The sequence below is a fragment of the Nibrella saemangeumensis genome, from assembly GCF_039541915.1.
GTDB lineage: Bacteria > Bacteroidota > Bacteroidia > Cytophagales > Spirosomataceae > Nibrella > Nibrella saemangeumensis.
In genome coordinates, this window is the sequence record NZ_BAABHD010000010.1 from 97,230 (window position 1) to 116,365 (window position 19,136).

Sequence of the window (19,136 nt, forward strand, 5' to 3'; positions counted from 1 at the left end):
GGGCACCCCAATAGCCGAGCCTTTAACCAGACGTTAATCAGGTTACGAAACTTTTCCGGCCCGAAAACCCTTTTATGCCTGTAGATACGTGTGTATAAGGTTTATGAACTGGAACATAATAAACAGCGAAGCGCAACTCGAAGCTATTAAGCAGGAATCGGCCGACCAGCCGGTGATGATTTTCAAACACAGTACGCGCTGCTCCATCAGCGCTATGGCCCTGAGCCGCATGGAACGCAACTGGAAGGACGAAGCCGGTATCAAGCCCTATTACCTGGATCTGATCTCGTATCGTTCACTGTCTAACCGGATCGCTGACGAGTTTGACGTACAGCATCAGTCTCCGCAAGTGTTGTTGATTCAGGATGGGAAGTGCGTGTATGATGCGTCGCACATGAGTATTTCCTTTGACGAACTCAAGCAGCAGGTAGCCGCTTAAGATTTGTCTTGTATATTAGCGCCTGATGGCCGGCCGGTGATGTTCTGAAGGCAGACGTCACCGGCCGCATCTTTTTTATCCGTTCACTGCATGCGTAGCCCATTCTTTTACATTTTTCTGCTGGTACTCGTCGTTCTTGACGGCTGGTTGCTGGCTCACCCCAACATTATTGGTAAAGTCGGCGTGTTTGTCTACGATTACGCTTATCTGAGAACCTTTCCCCGTGCGGTAGGCACGGTAACGGCCGTGGTGGGTGTGGCCTTATTGCTAAGCTGGGTTGTCCGGCGGCTGTCCCGTCCGGCGGCCCTGACGCTTTCGGCCCTGCTGCTGGTGTTGGGCGTGTTGTGGCTGATTCAGAGCATTGGTCAGTTTACCTCCGGTGTGTATCGCCTGACCGGAGCTGGTTTCAAGGCCGGAGCCATTTTACTTCCTGGATTGGCAACGCTTGTTTTTGCGGCTGGCCTGGTTGACGTCCTGCTCACCAAAACGCCAAAGGTCAGACAACGTAGCCGTTAACTGCTCCTCCTTCATGTTCTCATATATACTCAGGGATGTTCTCACCTAGATTAGTTTCGGTCTTAGTGACGGTGCTGATGTGTTTGACTTTCGGTTCCGTGTCAGCTCAAAACAGATCTTCCGGAGGAAGTTTCATTTATCTCCTCCGACCTGATCGCGTCTTTGATGGTGAAACAGTCCATGCAGGCTGGGTGGTGCTGGTCAAAGGGGACAAGATTGAAGCGGTAGGTCGTCCGGCGGAGGTAAATTCGGCTGGAGCCGAAGTCATTGACCTGAAAGGCATGACGCTTATGCCGGGATTGATCGAAGGACATTCGCATTTGCTGCTGCACCCCTACAACGAAACAGCCTGGGACGATCAGGTGCTGCGCGAAGCTCGTTCGCTGCGGGTAGCCCGGGCAACGGTTCACGCCCAAAAGACATTACTGGCCGGCTTTACCACTGTCCGGGATCTCGGTACCGAGGGGGCCGATTACGATGATGTCGGTCTGAAACAAGCCATTGACCAGGGTATCATTCCGGGCCCGCGTATGATCGTCGCTACGCGCGCGCTCATTGCTACCGGCAGCTATGCGCCCAAAGGCTTCAGCCCGGATATTGAGGTGCCGCAGGGGGCCGAGGAAGCCGACGGTCATGACCGGCTGATTCAGGCCGTTCGGCGGCAGATTGGTAAAGGTGCCGATGTGGTGAAGGTCTACGCCGATTACCGCTGGGGCCTGATGGCTGAGGCCCGGCCTACCTATACCCTGGACGAACTGAAGTTGATTGTTGAAACGGCAAAAAGCAGCGGCCGGCCGGTAGTGGCACATGCCGGCACCGCCGAAGGTATGCGCCGGGCCATTCTGGCGGGCTGCGAAACGCTGGAGCATGGGGATGCCGGTACGCCGGAAATATTTGCCCTGATGAAGCAGCAAAATACCGCCCTGTGTCCTACGCTGGCCGCTGGTGACGCGGTCAGCCAATACCGGGGCTGGAAGAAGGGTACCGACCCTGAACCGGAGCGCATCCGGCAGAAGCGGCTTACGTTCCGGCAGGCCCTGGATGCCGGGGTGACCATCTGCTTTGGTGGTGATGTAGGCGTGTTTGCCCACGGCGACAACGCCCGCGAACTGGAAATGATGGTCGATTACGGCATGAAACCGCTGGAGGTGCTTCGGTCGGCTACAGCGGTCAATGCTGATGTCTTTCATCTTACAGATCGGGGGCGTATCCGGCCGGGACTGCTGGCCGATCTGGTAGCTGTCACTGGTGACCCAATACAGACTATAACGCAGGTGCGGCAGGTCAGGCTGGTCATGAAAGGCGGGAACCTCTACAAACGATGATTATCAGCAGGTAATGCATACCGGCGGTAGGTATAATATTCTATAAAATCGGGTTTTTTGCCAAATCTTCACCCACCGTTTTAGGTTTTTGGTTAATTTCGCCCGTCGTGTAACGACCGGCGAGGAAATACCCGTCGTGAAACACCGGTGGGAGTTGCTCTGCTAAGGCCGCATAGTTCCTCACCGTTTTCTGCTTGCATCAATTCATTCCGTTACTTCTGAATATTTTACGCTGATATTCTATGGCAAACGCTGAACTATCTATCGATGGCAAATCGTATCAATTTCCGGTCATCACCGGAACCGAAGACGAGAGTGCAATCGATATCTCCAACCTCCGTGACCAAACGGGCTTTATTACGTTAGACAAAGGTTATAAAAATACCGGTGCTACGCAGAGTGCCATCACCTTCCTGGACGGTGAACAGGGTATCCTCCGCTACCGGGGCTATTCAATTGAGGATCTGGCCGACAAAGCCAGCTTTCTGGAAGTAGCATACCTGCTTATCTACGGCGAGTTGCCCTCCAGCCAGCAGTACCAGGATTTTGAGCATGAAGTTCGGACACATACAATTGTGAACGAAGACATGCGCAAAATTTTCGAAGGTTTCCCAATCAACGCCCATCCGATGGGCGTGCTGTCATCGCTGGTGAGCGCCATGAGTGCGTTTTACCCGGATTCGTACAACGAAAAAGCCCCGGATAAAACCGAAGCCCATATCATCCGCCTGCTGGCCAAACTACCCACCATCGCTACCTGGTCGTATAAAAAGTCGCAGGGCCACCCGATCAATTACCCAAAAAATAACCTCGACTACTGCTCAAACTTCCTGCACATGATGTTTGCGCTACCGGTAGAGGATTATACGGTTGACCCGGTTGTAGCCAACGCCCTGAACAAACTGCTAATCCTCCACGCCGACCATGAGCAGAACTGCTCGACCTCAACGGTGCGGCTGGTTGGTTCGTCACGGGCGAATATTTACTCGTCTATTTCGGCCGGTATCAATGCCCTCTGGGGACCACTGCACGGTGGTGCCAACCAGGAGGTGATTGAGATGCTGGAAGAGATTAAAGCCGACGGTGGTGATGTAAAGAAGTATATCGACATGGCGAAGAATGCCAAGACGACCGGATTCCGGTTATTTGGCTTTGGTCACCGGGTGTACAAGAACTTCGACCCGCGGGCTAAGATCATCAAGAAAGCGGCCGACGATGTACTCAGCAAACTGGGCGTGAATGATCCGATTCTGGAGATTGCCAAAGGGCTGGAAGAAGCCGCGCTGAACGATGAGTACTTCATTGCCCGTAAGCTCTACCCAAACGTCGATTTCTATTCGGGTATCATCTACCGCGCTCTCGGCATCCCGACCAATATGTTCACGGTTATGTTTGCCATTGGCCGTCTGCCGGGCTGGATTGCGCAGTGGAAAGAAATGCGCGAGCAGAAAGAGCCCATCGGCCGGCCACGTCAGGTATACGTCGGTCCGCAACTCCGCGAGTTTGTCTCCATGGAGAGCCGCTAGGTCCCGGCCAGCATGGATGCTGGCTGGTAACAAATAATAAAGCCCCGGCCAATTGGCCGGGGCTTCTTTTTGGTGATCTGCTGGAAATTAATCCTCAATTGTTCCCTCATCATCTTCTTCGGTAGCACCGATTGGATCGAGTAGAGCGTCTTCGACTTCGTTGACTTTCGCCCGGATTTTGGCTTCCAGTTCAGCCGACAGTTCGGGGTTGTCCTGCAGCAGTTCTTTCACGGCGTCGCGGCCCTGCGCCAGGCGGTTGCCGTCGTACGAGAACCAGGAGCCAGACTTCTTCACGATCTCCAGTTCAACGGCCAGGTCAAGCACCTCACCGACTTTAGAGATACCTTCACCGTACATGATGTCGAACTCAACTACTTTGAACGGAGCGGCCAGTTTGTTCTTCACCACTTTCACCTTGGTGCGGTTACCGGTTATGTTATCGGCCGCTTCTTTGATCTGGCCGATCCGACGGATATCCAGACGAACCGACGCGTAGAACTTCAGGGCGTTACCACCGGTGGTGGTTTCGGGGTTACCGAACATCACCCCGATCTTCTCACGCAACTGGTTGATGAAGATACAGCAGCAGTTGGTTTTGTTGACCACACCCGTCAGTTTCCGCAGGGCCTGCGACATCAAACGAGCCTGAAGACCCATCTTGCTTTCTCCCATTTCGCCTTCAAGTTCGGCTTTCGGAACTAGGGCGGCTACGGAGTCAATAACGATGATATCAATAGCGCCGGAGCTGATCAGGTGTTCGGCGATTTCGAGTGCCTGCTCACCGTTATCCGGCTGTGAGATCAGTAAGTTGTTTATATCAATACCAAGCTTCTCGGCGTAAACGCGGTCGAAGGCATGCTCAGCATCGATGAAAGCGGCCAGACCGCCTTTTTTCTGTGCTTCGGCAATGCAGTGCATCGTCAGTGTGGTCTTACCGGAAGATTCCGGACCGTAGATCTCAACGATACGACCGCGGGGAACACCGCCGATTCCCAGTGCCAGGTCAAGGCCGAGCGAACCCGTAGAAATAACCGGAACATCAACGACCTTGCTTTCGCTCAGCCGCATCACGGTGCCTTTGCCATAGGCTTTGTCCAGTTTTTCAATGGTGGTTTGGAGTGCCTTCAGCTTGTTGTCATTAGCATTAGCTGTTGCTTGTGCCATGTTAGATTTAGCCAATTTTTTGAGTTGTTTAAACGTATAAATTTACGCATTTTAAGCCGCTTTACCAAACGGATTTTTAGAAAATATCAGGTCAGCAGGGCCAGAAAAACGGCCGTCAGAAAAGGCCGAAAAGCCATGTGCCGACCTGATTTAGCCGGCTGTGCCCGCACTGCCCAAACGACCTCATTTTGACGTACATAAACCCACTTCGTCACCGTTGAGCGAAAGCGAAAAACCAGGGAGGCACCATCAGCGGGTAGCAGGCGTTCGTTGTCCTAGAAATAACTCACAAACGCAATTTGCTTACTGTCTGGCGACCACGACGGAACGTTGATGGTGCCCTGCCCGCCATACAGGTAGGCAATCACCCTGGGCGCTCCGCCGGCCGTTGGCATCAGGCGCAACATCACGTGTTTGTTGGCGGGGTGCGCACCAGGATCAATGTCAGGCATAAACGAAATGAAGGCAATCCATTTACCATCGGGGGAGATGTGGGGAAACCAGTCATTGTATTCGTCGAAAGTCAGCTGCTCTTTGCCGGAACCGTCGGGTTTCATCCGCCAAAGCTGCATAGTGCCGGTCGAACTACCATTGTAGTAGATCCACTTGCCGTCGGGCGAATACTCCGGCCCGTCGGCGTGGCTGCCGGCGACGTTTTGGGTTAGATTCACTTCTTTACCTGTATCGACCGCTACTTTGTAAATATCAAAAATGGGGGTGCCGCGCTGGCCAACGACCAGCACCTCTTTATTATTAGGCGACCACCCATGCCAGTAGGAGGGGGTTGCCTGGGTCACCTGTTTGGGGGTGCCGCCTTCCAGTGGCAGCACATACACCGTGGAGCCGCCACCGGGCAGGCCCTGCCGGTGATGGCTGATGGCCAGCATCTTGCCGTCGAAGGAGATCCCGTGGTCGTTGTTGTTTCTATCGGCAAAACCGGTATTCAGCTTCTCGGGCGTCCCCCCTTCTACCGGAATTCTGTAAAGTGAACCGCCTTCGTTGAACAGGAGCTTTTTGCCGTCGGGCAGCCAGTTGGGGGCTTCAAAACGCGCTGACGACTCGTAGATAACCTTTCGCTTACCGTCAGCGACGTTCATCGTTTCCAAACGGCTACCCTGGATCTTCTGCTCGGCGGGTTTCAGGGTAGGATCAACCGGGCGGCTGATGCGGACATTCCAGACGCGGGCTTCTTCTACCACATCTTCGTTATGCGCACTAATGAACAGGCCGGCCAATACCTCATCCTTCATGGTTTCCATCTCTTTCGAGCCGATGGTCTGGAGCGGCTCTCCTGGTTGTGCTACCTTCATCGTAAAGCGTTTTCCGGCCCGCTCCAGCTGCAGGATCTGGTAACCCTTCTTGGGCGTAAAAATTTCGTCTTCCGGATCACGCATATATGCGCCTTTCAGCAATCGCCACTGTAGCACTGTCAGACCGCCCCCGTGGGCTACGGCGCTGACGTGGGCGGCATCGGCATCCGCCGACTCGCGTACCATCCAGCCAATCTTGCGGTTGGGTTCTTTTCCGGTGCCCACAAACGCAAAGTTGGCATTTAGGATGAAGTCGCCTTTGATCTTTCGGTACAGGTAATGAAATTCATCGCGCTGAAACCAGATATTGTAGCCGCCACCTTTCAGCGTGTACGTTTGCGTGGCCGGATCGTACTGAGCCGAACCGCCTTTTTTGGGTTTGCCGATGTCGGTACTGGTCTCAAAAATACCAATGGGTTTATCCTGAGCCAGGGCAGCGCCGGACAGGATAACAAATAGCATGAGCAGGTACGTTTTCATAGGGTTAGGGGTCAATGGCAGAGGCCTTATTCCGGATTTGAGCTAACAACTTCGCAGGAGCAACGCTGGGTGCGGGCCGGCAGGGTAACCGGCTTGGAAAAACTGGCATGGGGGGCCAGCGTACGATCGAAGGTGGTGTATTTCTCTCTGATCACCTTACCGCCTTCGTCGTAGGCGATGATTTTTACGGATACATCTTTGTGCGAACGGGTGGAGCGATTGCTCACCGTTACGTCGACGGTGGCGGTTACCAGCATATCGTCAACGGGCGGGCAATCTACCGTCAGGTCGATGGTTTCCGGAGAGAGGGTGGTATTACTGAGTTTGGCGAACAGGTAAAGAGCACCACCAATTAGCAGCACAAAAAGTAAAATACGGACTAACGCTTTCATAAAATATGAGTTTTTACGAATATACCACCCGGTATGATTTCCGCTCAAAAATTTATGTCCTGATTACAACCCTTAATCAGGAAGAGGAGTCTTACGTATTGACAATAAATGGTTTATGGATATGAAGAAAATATTCTTTCTGCTCACGGCGCTGCTGGTTATTTGGGTAAGCGCCTGCCGACGACCCGAGGTTCAACCGGATACCCCGGCAACCGTAGTCGACAACGATTTTGCCAACGTGCCGGCGGTTGTGGTGCAGGCCGTACGAAAAGCGTATCCGGCGGCCACGGAGCTGAGTTTCTCCGAGCTGGACAAAGGAAAAGTCTGGGACTCGCGCTTTGTAATCGATGCGAAGAACCACCAGGCCCGGATTGATGTCAAAGGAACTATCCTGGAGGCTTATACGGTAGCAACAGCCGATGCCCGAACTGGCATTACGCTGCCGGCAGCCGCTCAGGAGTATATTCAGAAAACGTACCCGAACTATAAAATTGTTGTCGCCGGCGAAGGACAGCACAACAATCAGAAGGCGTATAAAGTACTTGTTCGCGGGGAAAAAGAAGAGATAACGCTGGTGTTTGATGAAGAGGGTAAGGTTCTGCTGGAGTTTAAAGCCGCTGTCTCCACAAGACCGGCCGAAGACCTGCCGACGAACTACCCCATTGTGAAGCCGGAAGACCTGCCGGCTCCTATCAGCCAGTACCTGCGGGAGAACGGGCTCACATTTGCGAAGGGGATGGTGATCGTAGACGGGGAGGACAAAAAGTTTTACCACATTGCGGCCCGTAAAGGGGAGGCTATTTATGAACTAAGCTTCTCCGGCGACGGCGGGCTCCTCCGGTCCAACGTATACATCCCGCCCGTGGCCATCCAGTCTATAAATGACCTGCCCGCTGCGGCCGCTGCCTACCTGAACGGCTATACGCTGGAACGGGGTATGGCGTTCACCGACCGGGAGGGTAAAAAGATGTATTCGGTGGTGGTGTCTAAAGACGGCAAGCGCTATGACATGAGTTTCGACAGCGAGGGGAAACTGCTCCGTAGCGCCCTGATTCCGCCAGACCCGCAGGTCATTCGATCGGCAGCCGAATTACCCGAACCCATCAAGGCCTACCTGAAAGATTACACGTTTGAGAAAGGAATGCTCTTCTACGACCGGGACGGTAAGAAATACTATGAAATTGCGGCTTCCAAAAATGGCAAAGTGGCCTTCTTTGTCTTCGATGCCGAGGGTAAGGTGGTCCGGTCATCGGAGTCCGGCCCGAACCCGAATGTCGACCAGAAGGCGCTTACCGCTGAAGGGTTACCGGCTCCCATTCTTGCCCATCTGAACGCTACCTATAAAGGCTGGACGTTCATGAAAGGGTATGTTGTTCTGGCGGAGGGTAAAGCCCAGAGCTACCTGGTAGTCGTGCAGGTGGAAAAAGACTTGCTTTACCTGACTTTTAACGGTGAGGGTACGTTCGAGAATGTCAGGAAAGGGTAAGGAGCTTGTTGATAAGAAACGGCATTGTCCTCGTTTAGCGGTAACAGTACGGTGCAGACAGGTTACACACAAATAAGCACAAACCTTATGGAGGGCGTTGCCGTTTTTATTATTCGGTAATCTGCTGACTATGACCCTTTATAATGATTCCCTGAAAATGGCTGTTACCCGCTGGCCTGTAAATACACAGCCTAGCTGGGAAGACATGACAAAGATCCTCAACCGGATACGCACCCCGCACTTCTACGAAATTCCCAGGCGGGGCGAAGCGTTTGGCTTATTGGTTGCCGGTGAAAAATTAACCGAAGAGCGGGCGACCGCCCTGTATACCGGAGCGTGGGAGGATGAAGGCAGCCACAGCTGGAAGCCCATTGATGAGACCTCCTGATCCGGCACCGGGTAGGCCTTAACGAAAAACAGTCCCTATTCCTGCAACCTGGAATGGGACTGTTTTTTAGCAAAGTTAGACTTCGTTACTTCTCGATCATTACGTTCGTTTGCGCGTTGGCCGCGAAGGAGTTAGCTGTGGTAACGTCGGTGTTGACCGATGCGCCGTAGCTGACAAAGACACCGTAGCCGCCACTGTTGCTGATCTGTGTGTTCTTGATGGTCATAGTGGCCCGGTTACCGTAGACAGCGACATTAGCTTTTTTGCCTGATACAATTACGTTACTGCCGGCATTGCTGATCTCCGCGTTCTCGATTACGTTTTTGCTGTCGGCGGAGTAGCAGATAATGCCTTTCCAGAAACCAGCGGTACGATTGGCACCCGTGAAGGTGATTTTCTCAGTAGGAGTTCCTTTTGCCGAGATATACCCGTCGGAATTAATCCGGATGACGGCATCCCGGTTCATCTCCAGGGTTACGCCCGGACTAAGCTTCCAGGCAGCGTTGACGGCGAAGTCACCGCTGATGCGGTAGGGCGTTTTATCGGCGAAGCCGGCCCAGACAACGTCGTTGGGACTATTTTTAATGCCACCTGCGGTAACGTCTACGACGTTGTGACCATTGCCACCCGTGAAGGTCGACGCTGCATCCAGTTTAGCGACGTTTTCCGGATCTACCATAATGCCGGCTTCGGTATTGGTGGTGAAGGCATTGCGGGCGAACTCGCGGAGGATACCACCACCGTAAACGTACAGACCATAGCCGTCATTTTGCGAGAACAGCGTGTTCTTCAGGGCAATCTGGGCTTGGCTGCCCGAAATAAACAGGGCTGATTTGGTGGTGCTGAAGATTGGCCGGCTGCCGGCGTGCAGCACCTCCACATGTTCAAAGACGTTGGCGTTGCTGCGAGAGTAGTGCGCAATACCTACCCAGTAGCCTTTGGTCTTCTGTACGCCGATAAACCGGATTTTTTTGCCGGCCGTTCCCTGCGCGATGATCAGCCCGTCGGTATTAACGTCCATCCGGATGTCCCGCTCGAAAGCAATGACTACGCCGGGTCTAATAGTTAGTTCCGCATTAACGGCAATGTGCTTGGTAACAATATAGTCGGGTAGTTCGGGATCGGCTACCCGGTCTACCAACTCAGTTTTGACCTTGATGCCTTCCTCGAGCGTCAGCGGTTGAACCACCGGGGTGGTGGGATTCGGGTCAACGCCCTCTTCTTTTTTACAGCTTGTCAGTGCCAGCGTACCGGCGGCTACAAAGAAAAACAGCTTTTTAGTTAATGAGAGTGCCGGTTGAATGGCCTGGCGAACGGCCTGATTCGAATTAAAGTGTGTGTTGGCTTGCATGAACGTAGTTTGTAAGTGTGGATATGGCACAAATGTATACTCCTGCTAGTGCGGACTTCAATCGAAATAATGGTGAAACGGTAGAAGCCGCCGGTGAAGCAGCATTCCACATTAAATTTTCGACCTGAAGAAGTGGGTAGGGGTATATCTGTTATCTTCGTAGCGGCAAGTAAAGATACCCTACTGAGATAACCGGCCCCCCAGGCGTGAAGGCATACCAGTAGGGTTTTGCTTTAAAGCCCGGCAAGGTAACCATCGGCGACACCCATGGTCCTTGCCCGGCTTCTTCATTCGAGCTTCTGTGTGTTTAATCGTCTGGTAACCTTTACCTTAACAATCTCACACATCCTTCTATCCAGTATGCAACCTATCGAACAGACCATTACGGAAATTACCGGGCTGCTTCAGGAGCAGGGCTCCCAGGATTATTACGGCGAACCCGTCTCGCAACTAGAGCACATGCTCCAATGCGCTTTGCTGGCCGAGCGGGCCGGTTCCGACAATGAAACCATCATTGCCGCTTTTCTGCACGACATCGGTCACCTGTTGCCCGCCGAGTCGGCTGCCGGGTATATGGACGGCTACGGTCGTAGCGATCATGAGCAGTTGGGGGGAGACTGGCTCCGGCAACGCGGGTTCTCAGAAAAGATCGTGTCGCTGGTCGAAAATCACGTCAACGCCAAGCGTTACCTGACGTTTAAAAGCCCGGCTTATTATGAACGACTTTCGGAAGCCAGCCGCAAAACACTTGAGTATCAGGGTGGCCGTATGACGGCCGACGAAGCGTATGCGTTTGAGCATAACATACAGTTCGGCGGCATTTTGCAGGTCCGGCGCTGGGACGAACAGGCGAAAGTTCCCGGCCTGAAAACACCCGACGCGCAGCATTATATCCAGAAGTGTGAACGGCATCTGAAGAAGCGGAAGCTATAACATCAGTTGGGAGCGGTATCGCAGGTGAAGCAAAATTAAGTCTCAAAAACCCGCAACAGCGTTGGCTCGCTGCGGAAAGTAATGCATATCTTGCTGGAAGATCAACCAAGCCTGTGCCAGATCTATGTCCGCCAAACTGACATTTCGCAGTAATGCCGCTTTCATCGCATACGGTGCCATTGCGGCCTTCTGCTGTTATACCTGCATGTACGCCTTCCGGAAGGGAATTACGGCCGTAACGTTCGAGGGGATGGCGTTTGCCGGCATCAGCTACAAAATCTGGCTGATTACGGCGCAGGTGCTGGGTTACGCGCTGTCGAAACGCATTGGCGTGAAGGTAGTATCGGAGATAAAGCCTGGTAATCGGGCGTTGTACATCCTGATTTTTATCGGGCTGGCCGAGCTGGCGCTGTTAGGGTTTGCGGTGGTGCCGGCTCCCTATAACATCATCTTTCTGCTGCTGAATGGCCTGCCGCTGGGTATGGTCTACGGTACCGTGCTGGGTTTTCTGGAGGGACGCCGGCAAACCGATGCGCTAGTCGCTGGTTTAACCGCGTCGTTTATTTTTGCGTCAGGTTTTGTTAAAACCGTGGCGCTGCTCATAAAGCAATCCTGGGGTGTATCGGAGTTCTGGCTACCTTTTGTGACTGGGCTGCTTTTTGTGGTGCCGCTGCTGGTATCCACCTGGCTGCTGGCAAAACTACCACCCCCGACTATCGAAGACCAGGTACAGCGCACGGAGCGCAAGCCGATGAACCGGGCCGAACGACGGCAATTCATCAGCACCTTCTCCGTGGGATTGGTTACCCTGATTATCTCGTACGTCCTGCTTTCGGCCTTCCGTGACTTCCGCGATAATTTTGCGCCCGAAATTCTGAAATCCGTCGGCATTACCGATCCGGCCATCTTTACCCAAACCGAAACGACGGTGGCCCTGATTATTCTGGTACTGATGGGAGCGCTGCAACTGGTGAGGGATAATTTTCAGGCGTTCCGGCTTATCAACTACGTTATGATCGGCGCGGCCGTGCTGGTGGGTATCAGTACCTGGTTGTTTCAGCAGGGTATGCTCTCGCCGGGTGTCTGGTTCACGCTGGTCGGGCTGGGGCTGTATGGCGGATACGTCCCTTGTAACGGCCTGTATTTTGAACGACTGGTGGCTTCGTTTCGCTACGTGAGCACGGTGGGGTTCATTGTTACCCTGGCCGACTACTACGGCTATATGGGTAGCGTGGCTGTGTTGCTGTACAAAAACTTCGGGCAGCCGGACATTAGCTTCCTCAACTTCTTTATGTACGCGGCCTACGGGGTATCAGTTATCTACGGTGTGCTGGTGCTGGTTTCCTTTCAATATTTTCAGAAAAAGTACAGCAGCACCCTGGCAGAGCCGGTACAATCCTCCAGTGAGCAAATAGCCCGGTAATTACAAAGGTTAAAATCCATCCCAATACTGGCTATGCCGTGTACAATTCCGGCAGTAACCGGCGGATGCTCTGTTCGGCATAGCCGGCACAGGAGGTCATGCCCTTACCGCCGATACCGGTGATGATGTGGATGTTATCGTTCACGTCGTGTTCCAGAATCTCCTGCTTCGTCTGGGCATAAAAACCGGCCCATGTTTTCTGAATGGCCTGAACCGGAAACTGGACAATGCGCTGGGCTTCTGTCAATATGAGTTGGTTGATGTAATCTCTAATCTGAAAATCCAGATCTTCGGCCTGGGCGGCCGGGGCGTATTCGTGCGAGTCGCCGATGATAAATGAGCCGTCGAGCGCCTGCTTGAACAGAATGTGAATGCCCCATTTTTTCAGTTCGGCATAGTGGTCTGGTGTAGATAACTGGGCATAAGAAGCACATCCAGTGAAGGATTCGTAGCGCCGGATGGAAAGACCGGTGAGAATATTGCCGGGCAGGGACACCTGCGGCATCGGCACCGTCTGCATCATCTGGAGCTTACTGACCACCAGGTCACTGTTCAGCAGCAGGTCCGGAAACAGTAGCCGGGATTCGCTGCCGTTGCAGATCAGCACTTTTCGGGCTCGGAACGTTCGTTTGTCGCTTAAGGTGATACCCGCTCCGCCGGTGGTTGGGTAACAGTCAATGACGGGGGCGTTGGTTAGGTAAGTAACATTGTACTTATTGGTCAAGTACCGGATGAGCCGGTAAATTAACTGGTCGGGCTCCACGCTCAGCTCTTCCGGAAAAAATAAGGCTCCGCGCACGTAGCCGGCCTGTAGCACCGGGTACTTCGCCAGGGTCTGCGTTTTTGACAATAAGTGACAGGGATAGTGTTCGGCCCGGCGACGGTCGTATAGCTCGTTCAGCAATTGCCACTCCTCTTCATCGGAGGCAATGTACACCGAGCCGTTCTGCCGGACGGTGAGGTCATATTCCTGTTGAATATCGCGGTAAATCTCCAGACTTCGGCGTCCGTACCCAAACCAGCGTTCACCTAACCCGGAAGGTACCACCTGTCCGAAATTGCGGACAGTGGCCTGCACCGGTTTAGCGTCTTTCTCCACCAGCAGTACCCGCTGGCCCAGCCTGGCGGCATGGTAGGCATGGAATGTACCCATTACGCCCGAGCCAACTACGATAAGATCAATGTTGTTCATGCAGGCGAAGCGGTATGGTTTATTCCTTAACCAGTACTATTCCGGCTGCCCGTTCACTTAGCAGTTTAGGCAGCTCCCGCAGCGACGACAGCAGGATGTCGTGGGGGTAAGCCTCCAGTTGAGCCCGGCTGTGCGTCCCATTGGTTACTCCAATGTTCAGCCCTACGCTGGCGCTTCGGCCTGATAGCAAGTCGGAAGGTGTATCGCCGATGTTAACCACTGCCTTCGGGTTGGTCACTTCGGTAAGGTGCATGGCTTTCTGAATCATGTTCGGATACGGCCGGCCTCTCTCTACCTCATCGCTGGCGATTGAGACCTGAATCTGGCTGTCGCGGGTACCGACGTGCTGCTCATTCAGACCGGCTAGCCAGCCCAGCCGGTCCAGAATAATGTTGGTGACTTTCCGATAAAAGCCGGTCGTGAGCGCAATGGCAATGCCCTTGGTATGGAGGTAGTCAAAAGCCTCCAGGCAACCTTCGGTGGGTGTAATAGCGTGGGTTAGGTAGTGGTGCTCCAGAATTTCCGTGAACGTTTGATACGACCGGTCGACGCGCGTTTTCAGCGCGGGATTCTCCTCGCCAAGATGCTCTTTCCACAAGGTTTCAAATACGTATCGTTTGGAGAGTCCCTGCATAGCCAGTATTCGCTCCTCGCTAACAATTAATCCGGTTTGGGTGGCCGCCTGGGCAAAGCAACGTTCTACCTCATGATGGTCGGTGAGGGTAGTACCGGCCATATCAAAGACCACTAACTGTATCGGCTGCATAATTTAAGAAGGCTGCGGGAAGAAGGACACGCCTGGTGAGAAACATCCTGCGCAGCGGAATCAAACTTACAAAAACGCGCTGAATCAGCAGGTTATGGTACTGTTAAATAATTTATAGACGCCTTTGGGTAGGCACCGCGGGTCATATTAAAGACCACTAACTATATTAGCTATAAGATCGTATAGGCTGCCGGGGTGTCGTGCTACCACGCTGAATACAACCTTATGACACTCACATTACACAGGCGTTCGTCGTACCAGGATAAAGGCTATATTTAAGCCAATTGGGTAAAAGGTATATGGTTAACGATAGCAGCATGCGCTTTTTCTACGTACTGATACTTTTGCCATTTATATCGCTGGCTCAACCGAAAGGCTGGCAGGAACTCACCATTTCCGACGGTTTGTCACAAGGCATGGTATTCGATCTCCGGCAGGACCGGCACGGCTTCATCTGGATTGGCACTAAAGACGGTCTGAACCGCTACGATGGCTATAATTTTAAAGTTTTCACGCATGACCCCTACAATGCCTACAGCCTATCGGAAAATTCCTGTTCGGCTCTGCTGATCGACCGGCACCAGCGCCTTTGGGTCGGTACAAGCAACAAAGGCCTCAATCTGTTCGACGACCGGAGCCAGCGGTTTTACCATATTGACATCAGCGACCAACTGGCCTCCAGTGATAGCAATTACGAGATCACACTGCTGGCCGAAGATCCCGACGGTAACATCTGGGTGGGTACCGATGAAAACAAGTTGTTCCGGGTCACCTTGCCCGATTCATGGCGGGAGCACTTTCCCAGAGATCCAGATATTACCCGGCAGGTGCAGATCCGGTATGTATCGCTGGTTGATGCCGGCGTAGCCAAGAATCGACTGACGCATTACCTCAATTTTCATTCCGATGGCTCAGCGTTGGTGGGCACTACCAATGGCGTTTTTTCAATCAACTGGCGACACCCGGCCAATGCTAAGAGACTCCTGTTCGCTGCTGAATTTTTAGATCTTCACGCCGTATACGAAGATAGTAGGCAGGGCTATCGCTTTGCGTCCGGCAGCGATAAGATCATTGGCTGGTATCAGGGTAAACAGAAGCCTATTGCCCTGCCCGAACAAAAGAACTTTTCGGTCCGGATAAAAGCCATCGACACGCAAACGGTAGCCGTTGCCACTCCACATTTTCTGTGGCTGATGTCGCCCGCCGAACTCTTCCGGCAGGATAGCCTGACCATCCGGAACGCCTACTCGGTAATTCCTTCCGGGGTGTATACGGTCACAAGTATATTAAAAGACAGAACCGGTAATCTCTGGCTGGGCACGAGCGGGTACGGGCTCCGGAAGTTCAACCCAAAAGTCAAACAATTTCGGGTATACCTGCCCGGTACCACACTCTCCAGCCTGTACACAGACCAGCAGGGACGAACCTATATACGTTACCAGTTTGCATACGCTCAACTCGACCGGGCTACTAACCGGATGGTGCCTTTTCTGAGCAATACCCTGCCCGAAGCCGACAGACGGCAGCGCTATCTGATTCAGGACCGCCAGGGAATATTTTGGGTGTCTAACGTCCATTTTGAAACGAATGAGCAGCATTTATTTAAATTCTCAACAAACTGGCAGTTGCTGAAAAAATACCCGCTGCCGGGAGGAAGTAGGTTTGGTTTTTACGGAAATCAGACGATCGTAGACCGGGACGGTAATCTCTGGATTGGCGCCACCAACGGGCACCTGCTGCGCTTTAAACCGGAGCAGGAAACCTTTGAGGTGTTCAGCTATAAAGCGATACTGCCCCTTGGCGGTGCCGATGTGGAGACCTATGCCTTGTATCAGGACCGGCAGGAGACCTTTTGGCTCGGTACGCAAAAGGGGCTCATTAAGGTGGTAAACCCTCGGACCAAACCTGCCTTCACCATCTACCGGAATTCAAAATCGGACCGTCGGAGTCTGAGCAACGATTTTGTGCTAAGTGTCATCGACGATCCTCATCAGCCCGATCGTTACCTCTGGATAGGGACTAAAGGCGGTGGGCTGGAGCGGCTGAACAAGCAAACCGGCGAGTTTGATCACTTCACGGAAGCGCATGGACTGCCCAACAAAGTCGTGTACGGCATACTGGTTGATGAACGCAACAATCTGTGGATGAGTACCAACCGGGGCCTTGCTCAGCTTAACCCAAAGACTCTGACATTTCAGGCCTATACAAAAGCAGATGGGCTGCAGGATGATGAATTCAACACGGCCTCCTACTTTAAATCCAGTGCTGGAGAACTGCTGTTTGGGGGGGTAAATGGCCTGACGGCGTTTCGGGTCCGCGATATTACAGGGTCAAATCAGAATAAACCCGCTGCCATTATTATTGGGTTGAAAGTTAATAACAAACCGGTTGAGGTAGGGCAGGCCAACAACCTGCTGAACACCGGCATCGAGTATACCCGCACGCTCAATCTGGCGTACAACCAGAACCTGCTGACGTTTGAATTCGGCGTAATGGATTTTGCCAATCCCGCCAAGAACCACTACCGCTACCGGCTGAAAGGAGTTGATGACGAGTGGATAGACGCTGGTACTAACCGGTTTGCTAACTATGCGCAACTGGATCCCGGCGATTATACGCTTCAAATGAGTGGTTCGGCCGATGGCGGTGTGTGGAGTAATCCGGTTGAACTACAGATCCGGATACATCCGCCGTTTTACCGCACGTGGTGGGCCTATCTGGTCTATATGCTTGTACTATCAGTGAGCGGCTGGCAGTTGTACCGGTTTCAGATGCAGCGGCTGCTCCTGCAGCAGCAGGTCGTTTACGAGCAAAAAGAGGCTGGCCGGCTGGCTGAGTTAGACAAGCTGAAGACGCAGTTTTTTGCCAATATCTCCCACGAGTTTCGTACGCCACTTACACTGATTCTTGGACCAATGGAGCAGATTGTTCAGGAGTATGCGCAGGATAAACGGTTTCCGCTGATCCAGCGTAATGCGAACCGCCTGCTGAGTCTGATCAACCAGATTCTTGATTTGAATAAGCTGGAAGCCGGGCAGCTCAGGTCCGAACCGGAGCGTGGAGATTTGGCGGCTTTCTGTCAAACGGTGGCCGGGTCGTTTGCCTCTCTGGCCGAAAGTCGCCAGATTCAATTCACCTTTACCCAGAACGAGCCTGCGATCTGGGCAGAGTTTGACCGAGATAAGCTGGAGAAAATAATAACCAACCTGCTGTCGAACGCCCTTAAATTCACTCTCTCCGGAAATCAGGTGCGGATGGCGGTATACTACCCGCCTGCCGGTTCGCCGGGGATGATGCAGGTTACCGTTGAGGACACCGGCATTGGTATGGCTAATCAGCATCTGGTACACATTTTTGATCGATTCTACCAGATTAACGGTGAAGTCAGCCGGTACTACGAAGGTACGGGTATCGGGCTGGCGCTGACGAGTGAACTGGTGAAGGTGCTGGGGGGAACGATACAGGCATCCAGCGCAGAGGGGGTTGGTACTATCTTTACCGTCAGTCTGCCTATAGAATGGTCGCAGACTGACCTTCAACCAACTCCTCCTCCGGTGAGCGCGTTCCCTGAGTCTGTCCTGTTCCAGGCCCCTCCGGCTGCTGGTCCGGCACCGGTGCCGGCTACAGAAAACATCATGCTCATAATCGACGATAATGCCGATATGAGGGCCTATATACGAAGTATTTTTGAAGCAGATTACCGCGTTGTGGAAGCGGAGGACGGTCAGGCCGGTTTAGCGACCGCGACCGACAGTCTGCCCGACATCATTATTTGTGATTTAATGATGCCTCGACTGGATGGCTTTGGGTTCTGTAAAGCGCTGAAAACGCAGGAGGTCACCAGCCATATACCGGTGGTTATGCTTACCGCTAAAGCGGCCGTTGAGGACCGCATTGAAGGGTTCGGACTAGGTGCTGACGATTACCTGACCAAGCCCTTTCACCAGGCCGAGCTGCAGGCCAGGGTGCGCAATCTGATTGAGCAGCGCCGGCGGCTGTACCAGCGCTTTGCGGTAAAAGTGCCGGAGGCAGTCTCTGTACCGGAACCTGCCGGGCCGGTGCGGCTTGCGGCCGAACAGCAGTTTCTTGACCGGCTTACGGCGGCTGTACTGGCCCACCTCGACAATGCCGATTTTAGCGTTGAGAACCTGGCCGAGAGCGTTAACCTGAGTCGGGTGCAACTCCACCGTAAGCTAAAAGCGCTTACTAACACGACCGCGACCGACTTTATACGATACATCCGGCTGGCAAAGGCTGCCGAATTCCTGCGGACGGGCAATCAAAGTGTAACGCAGGTAGCTTATGCCGTTGGCTTTGCCAACCTCTCGTATTTTGCCAAAATGTTTCAGGAACAGTACGGGAAATTGCCTTCCGAATACGCCAGGGCCACGGCATCGTCTGGGTAAGTTGTTGTCCTCCGCCGGTGCGCAGAGAATTTTAGGGTA

The 19,136-nt window shown here is 53.2% G+C and carries 15 protein-coding genes; 9 read left to right on the plus strand and 6 right to left on the minus strand.

Features of this window, described 5'->3' with window-relative positions:
• Positions 1-103: 103 nt before the first annotated feature.
• From ytxJ to ABD949_RS04935, 4 genes are all read left to right on the plus strand, one after another.
• Positions 104-439 (plus strand): bacillithiol system redox-active protein YtxJ, encoded by a 336-nt coding sequence (gene ytxJ, locus ABD949_RS04920; protein ID WP_345241185.1) that lies wholly within the window; start codon positions 104-106, stop codon positions 437-439.
• A gap of 90 nt (positions 440-529) precedes the next feature.
• Entirely contained in the window at positions 530-955 is a 426-nt protein-coding gene (locus ABD949_RS04925; protein ID WP_345241186.1) for a hypothetical protein, read from the plus strand.
• A gap of 77 nt (positions 956-1,032) precedes the next feature.
• Positions 1,033-2,280 (plus strand): metal-dependent hydrolase family protein, encoded by a 1,248-nt coding sequence (locus tag ABD949_RS04930; RefSeq protein ID WP_345241187.1) that lies wholly within the window; start codon positions 1,033-1,035, stop codon positions 2,278-2,280.
• Positions 2,281-2,522: 242 nt separating this feature from the next.
• Positions 2,523-3,806: a citrate synthase gene (locus ABD949_RS04935; protein WP_345241189.1), complete on the plus strand. Its 1,284-nt coding sequence runs from the start codon at positions 2,523-2,525 to the stop codon at positions 3,804-3,806.
• A gap of 87 nt (positions 3,807-3,893) precedes the next feature.
• Here ABD949_RS04935 and recA read toward each other — a convergent pair whose 3' ends face one another.
• From recA to ABD949_RS04950, 3 genes are all read right to left on the minus strand, one after another.
• Positions 3,894-4,970 (minus strand): recombinase RecA, encoded by a 1,077-nt coding sequence (recA, locus tag ABD949_RS04940; protein ID WP_345241191.1) that lies wholly within the window; start codon positions 4,968-4,970, stop codon positions 3,894-3,896.
• Between the two features lie 275 nt (positions 4,971-5,245).
• Positions 5,246-6,760, minus strand: a complete 1,515-nt coding sequence (locus tag ABD949_RS04945) for a TolB family protein (RefSeq protein ID WP_345241193.1) — start codon at positions 6,758-6,760, stop codon at positions 5,246-5,248.
• A gap of 26 nt (positions 6,761-6,786) precedes the next feature.
• Positions 6,787-7,152 carry a hypothetical protein gene (locus tag ABD949_RS04950; RefSeq protein WP_345241195.1) on the minus strand — a complete coding sequence of 122 codons (366 nt, stop codon included), beginning with the start codon at positions 7,150-7,152 and terminating at the stop codon, positions 6,787-6,789.
• A 121-nt stretch (positions 7,153-7,273) separates the two neighbouring features.
• On the opposite strand from ABD949_RS04950, the gene ABD949_RS04955 reads away from it, so the two are divergent.
• Complete coding sequence (locus ABD949_RS04955; RefSeq protein ID WP_345241197.1) at positions 7,274-8,638, plus strand: PepSY-like domain-containing protein; 1,365 nt, start codon at positions 7,274-7,276, stop codon at positions 8,636-8,638.
• Between the two features lie 205 nt (positions 8,639-8,843).
• Positions 8,844-9,026 (plus strand): hypothetical protein, encoded by a 183-nt coding sequence (locus ABD949_RS04960; protein ID WP_345241201.1) that lies wholly within the window; start codon positions 8,844-8,846, stop codon positions 9,024-9,026.
• An 85-nt stretch (positions 9,027-9,111) separates the two neighbouring features.
• Here ABD949_RS04960 and ABD949_RS04965 read toward each other — a convergent pair whose 3' ends face one another.
• Positions 9,112-10,377: a hypothetical protein gene (locus ABD949_RS04965; protein ID WP_345241203.1), complete on the minus strand. Its 1,266-nt coding sequence runs from the start codon at positions 10,375-10,377 to the stop codon at positions 9,112-9,114.
• A 360-nt stretch (positions 10,378-10,737) separates the two neighbouring features.
• On the opposite strand from ABD949_RS04965, the gene ABD949_RS04970 reads away from it, so the two are divergent.
• Both ABD949_RS04970 and ABD949_RS04975 read left to right on the plus strand, forming a co-directional pair.
• The gene (locus tag ABD949_RS04970; protein WP_345241205.1) at positions 10,738-11,310 is read left to right on the plus strand and encodes a phosphonate degradation HD-domain oxygenase; all 573 of its coding nucleotides are present in this window, start codon (positions 10,738-10,740) and stop codon (positions 11,308-11,310) included.
• Positions 11,311-11,434: 124 nt separating this feature from the next.
• Positions 11,435-12,733 (plus strand): DUF5690 family protein, encoded by a 1,299-nt coding sequence (locus tag ABD949_RS04975; protein WP_345241207.1) that lies wholly within the window; start codon positions 11,435-11,437, stop codon positions 12,731-12,733.
• A gap of 31 nt (positions 12,734-12,764) precedes the next feature.
• Here the strand turns inward: ABD949_RS04975 and ABD949_RS04980 are convergent, their stop codons facing one another.
• Positions 12,765-13,925 (minus strand): TIGR03364 family FAD-dependent oxidoreductase, encoded by a 1,161-nt coding sequence (locus ABD949_RS04980; protein ID WP_345241209.1) that lies wholly within the window; start codon positions 13,923-13,925, stop codon positions 12,765-12,767.
• A gap of 19 nt (positions 13,926-13,944) precedes the next feature.
• Positions 13,945-14,691, minus strand: a complete 747-nt coding sequence (locus ABD949_RS04985; protein ID WP_345241211.1) for an HAD family hydrolase — start codon at positions 14,689-14,691, stop codon at positions 13,945-13,947.
• A 317-nt stretch (positions 14,692-15,008) separates the two neighbouring features.
• On the opposite strand from ABD949_RS04985, the gene ABD949_RS04990 reads away from it, so the two are divergent.
• On the plus strand, positions 15,009-19,097 hold the full coding sequence (locus tag ABD949_RS04990) for a two-component regulator propeller domain-containing protein (RefSeq protein WP_345241213.1): 4,089 nt from the start codon (positions 15,009-15,011) through the stop codon (positions 19,095-19,097).
• Positions 19,098-19,136: the final 39 nt, after the last annotated feature.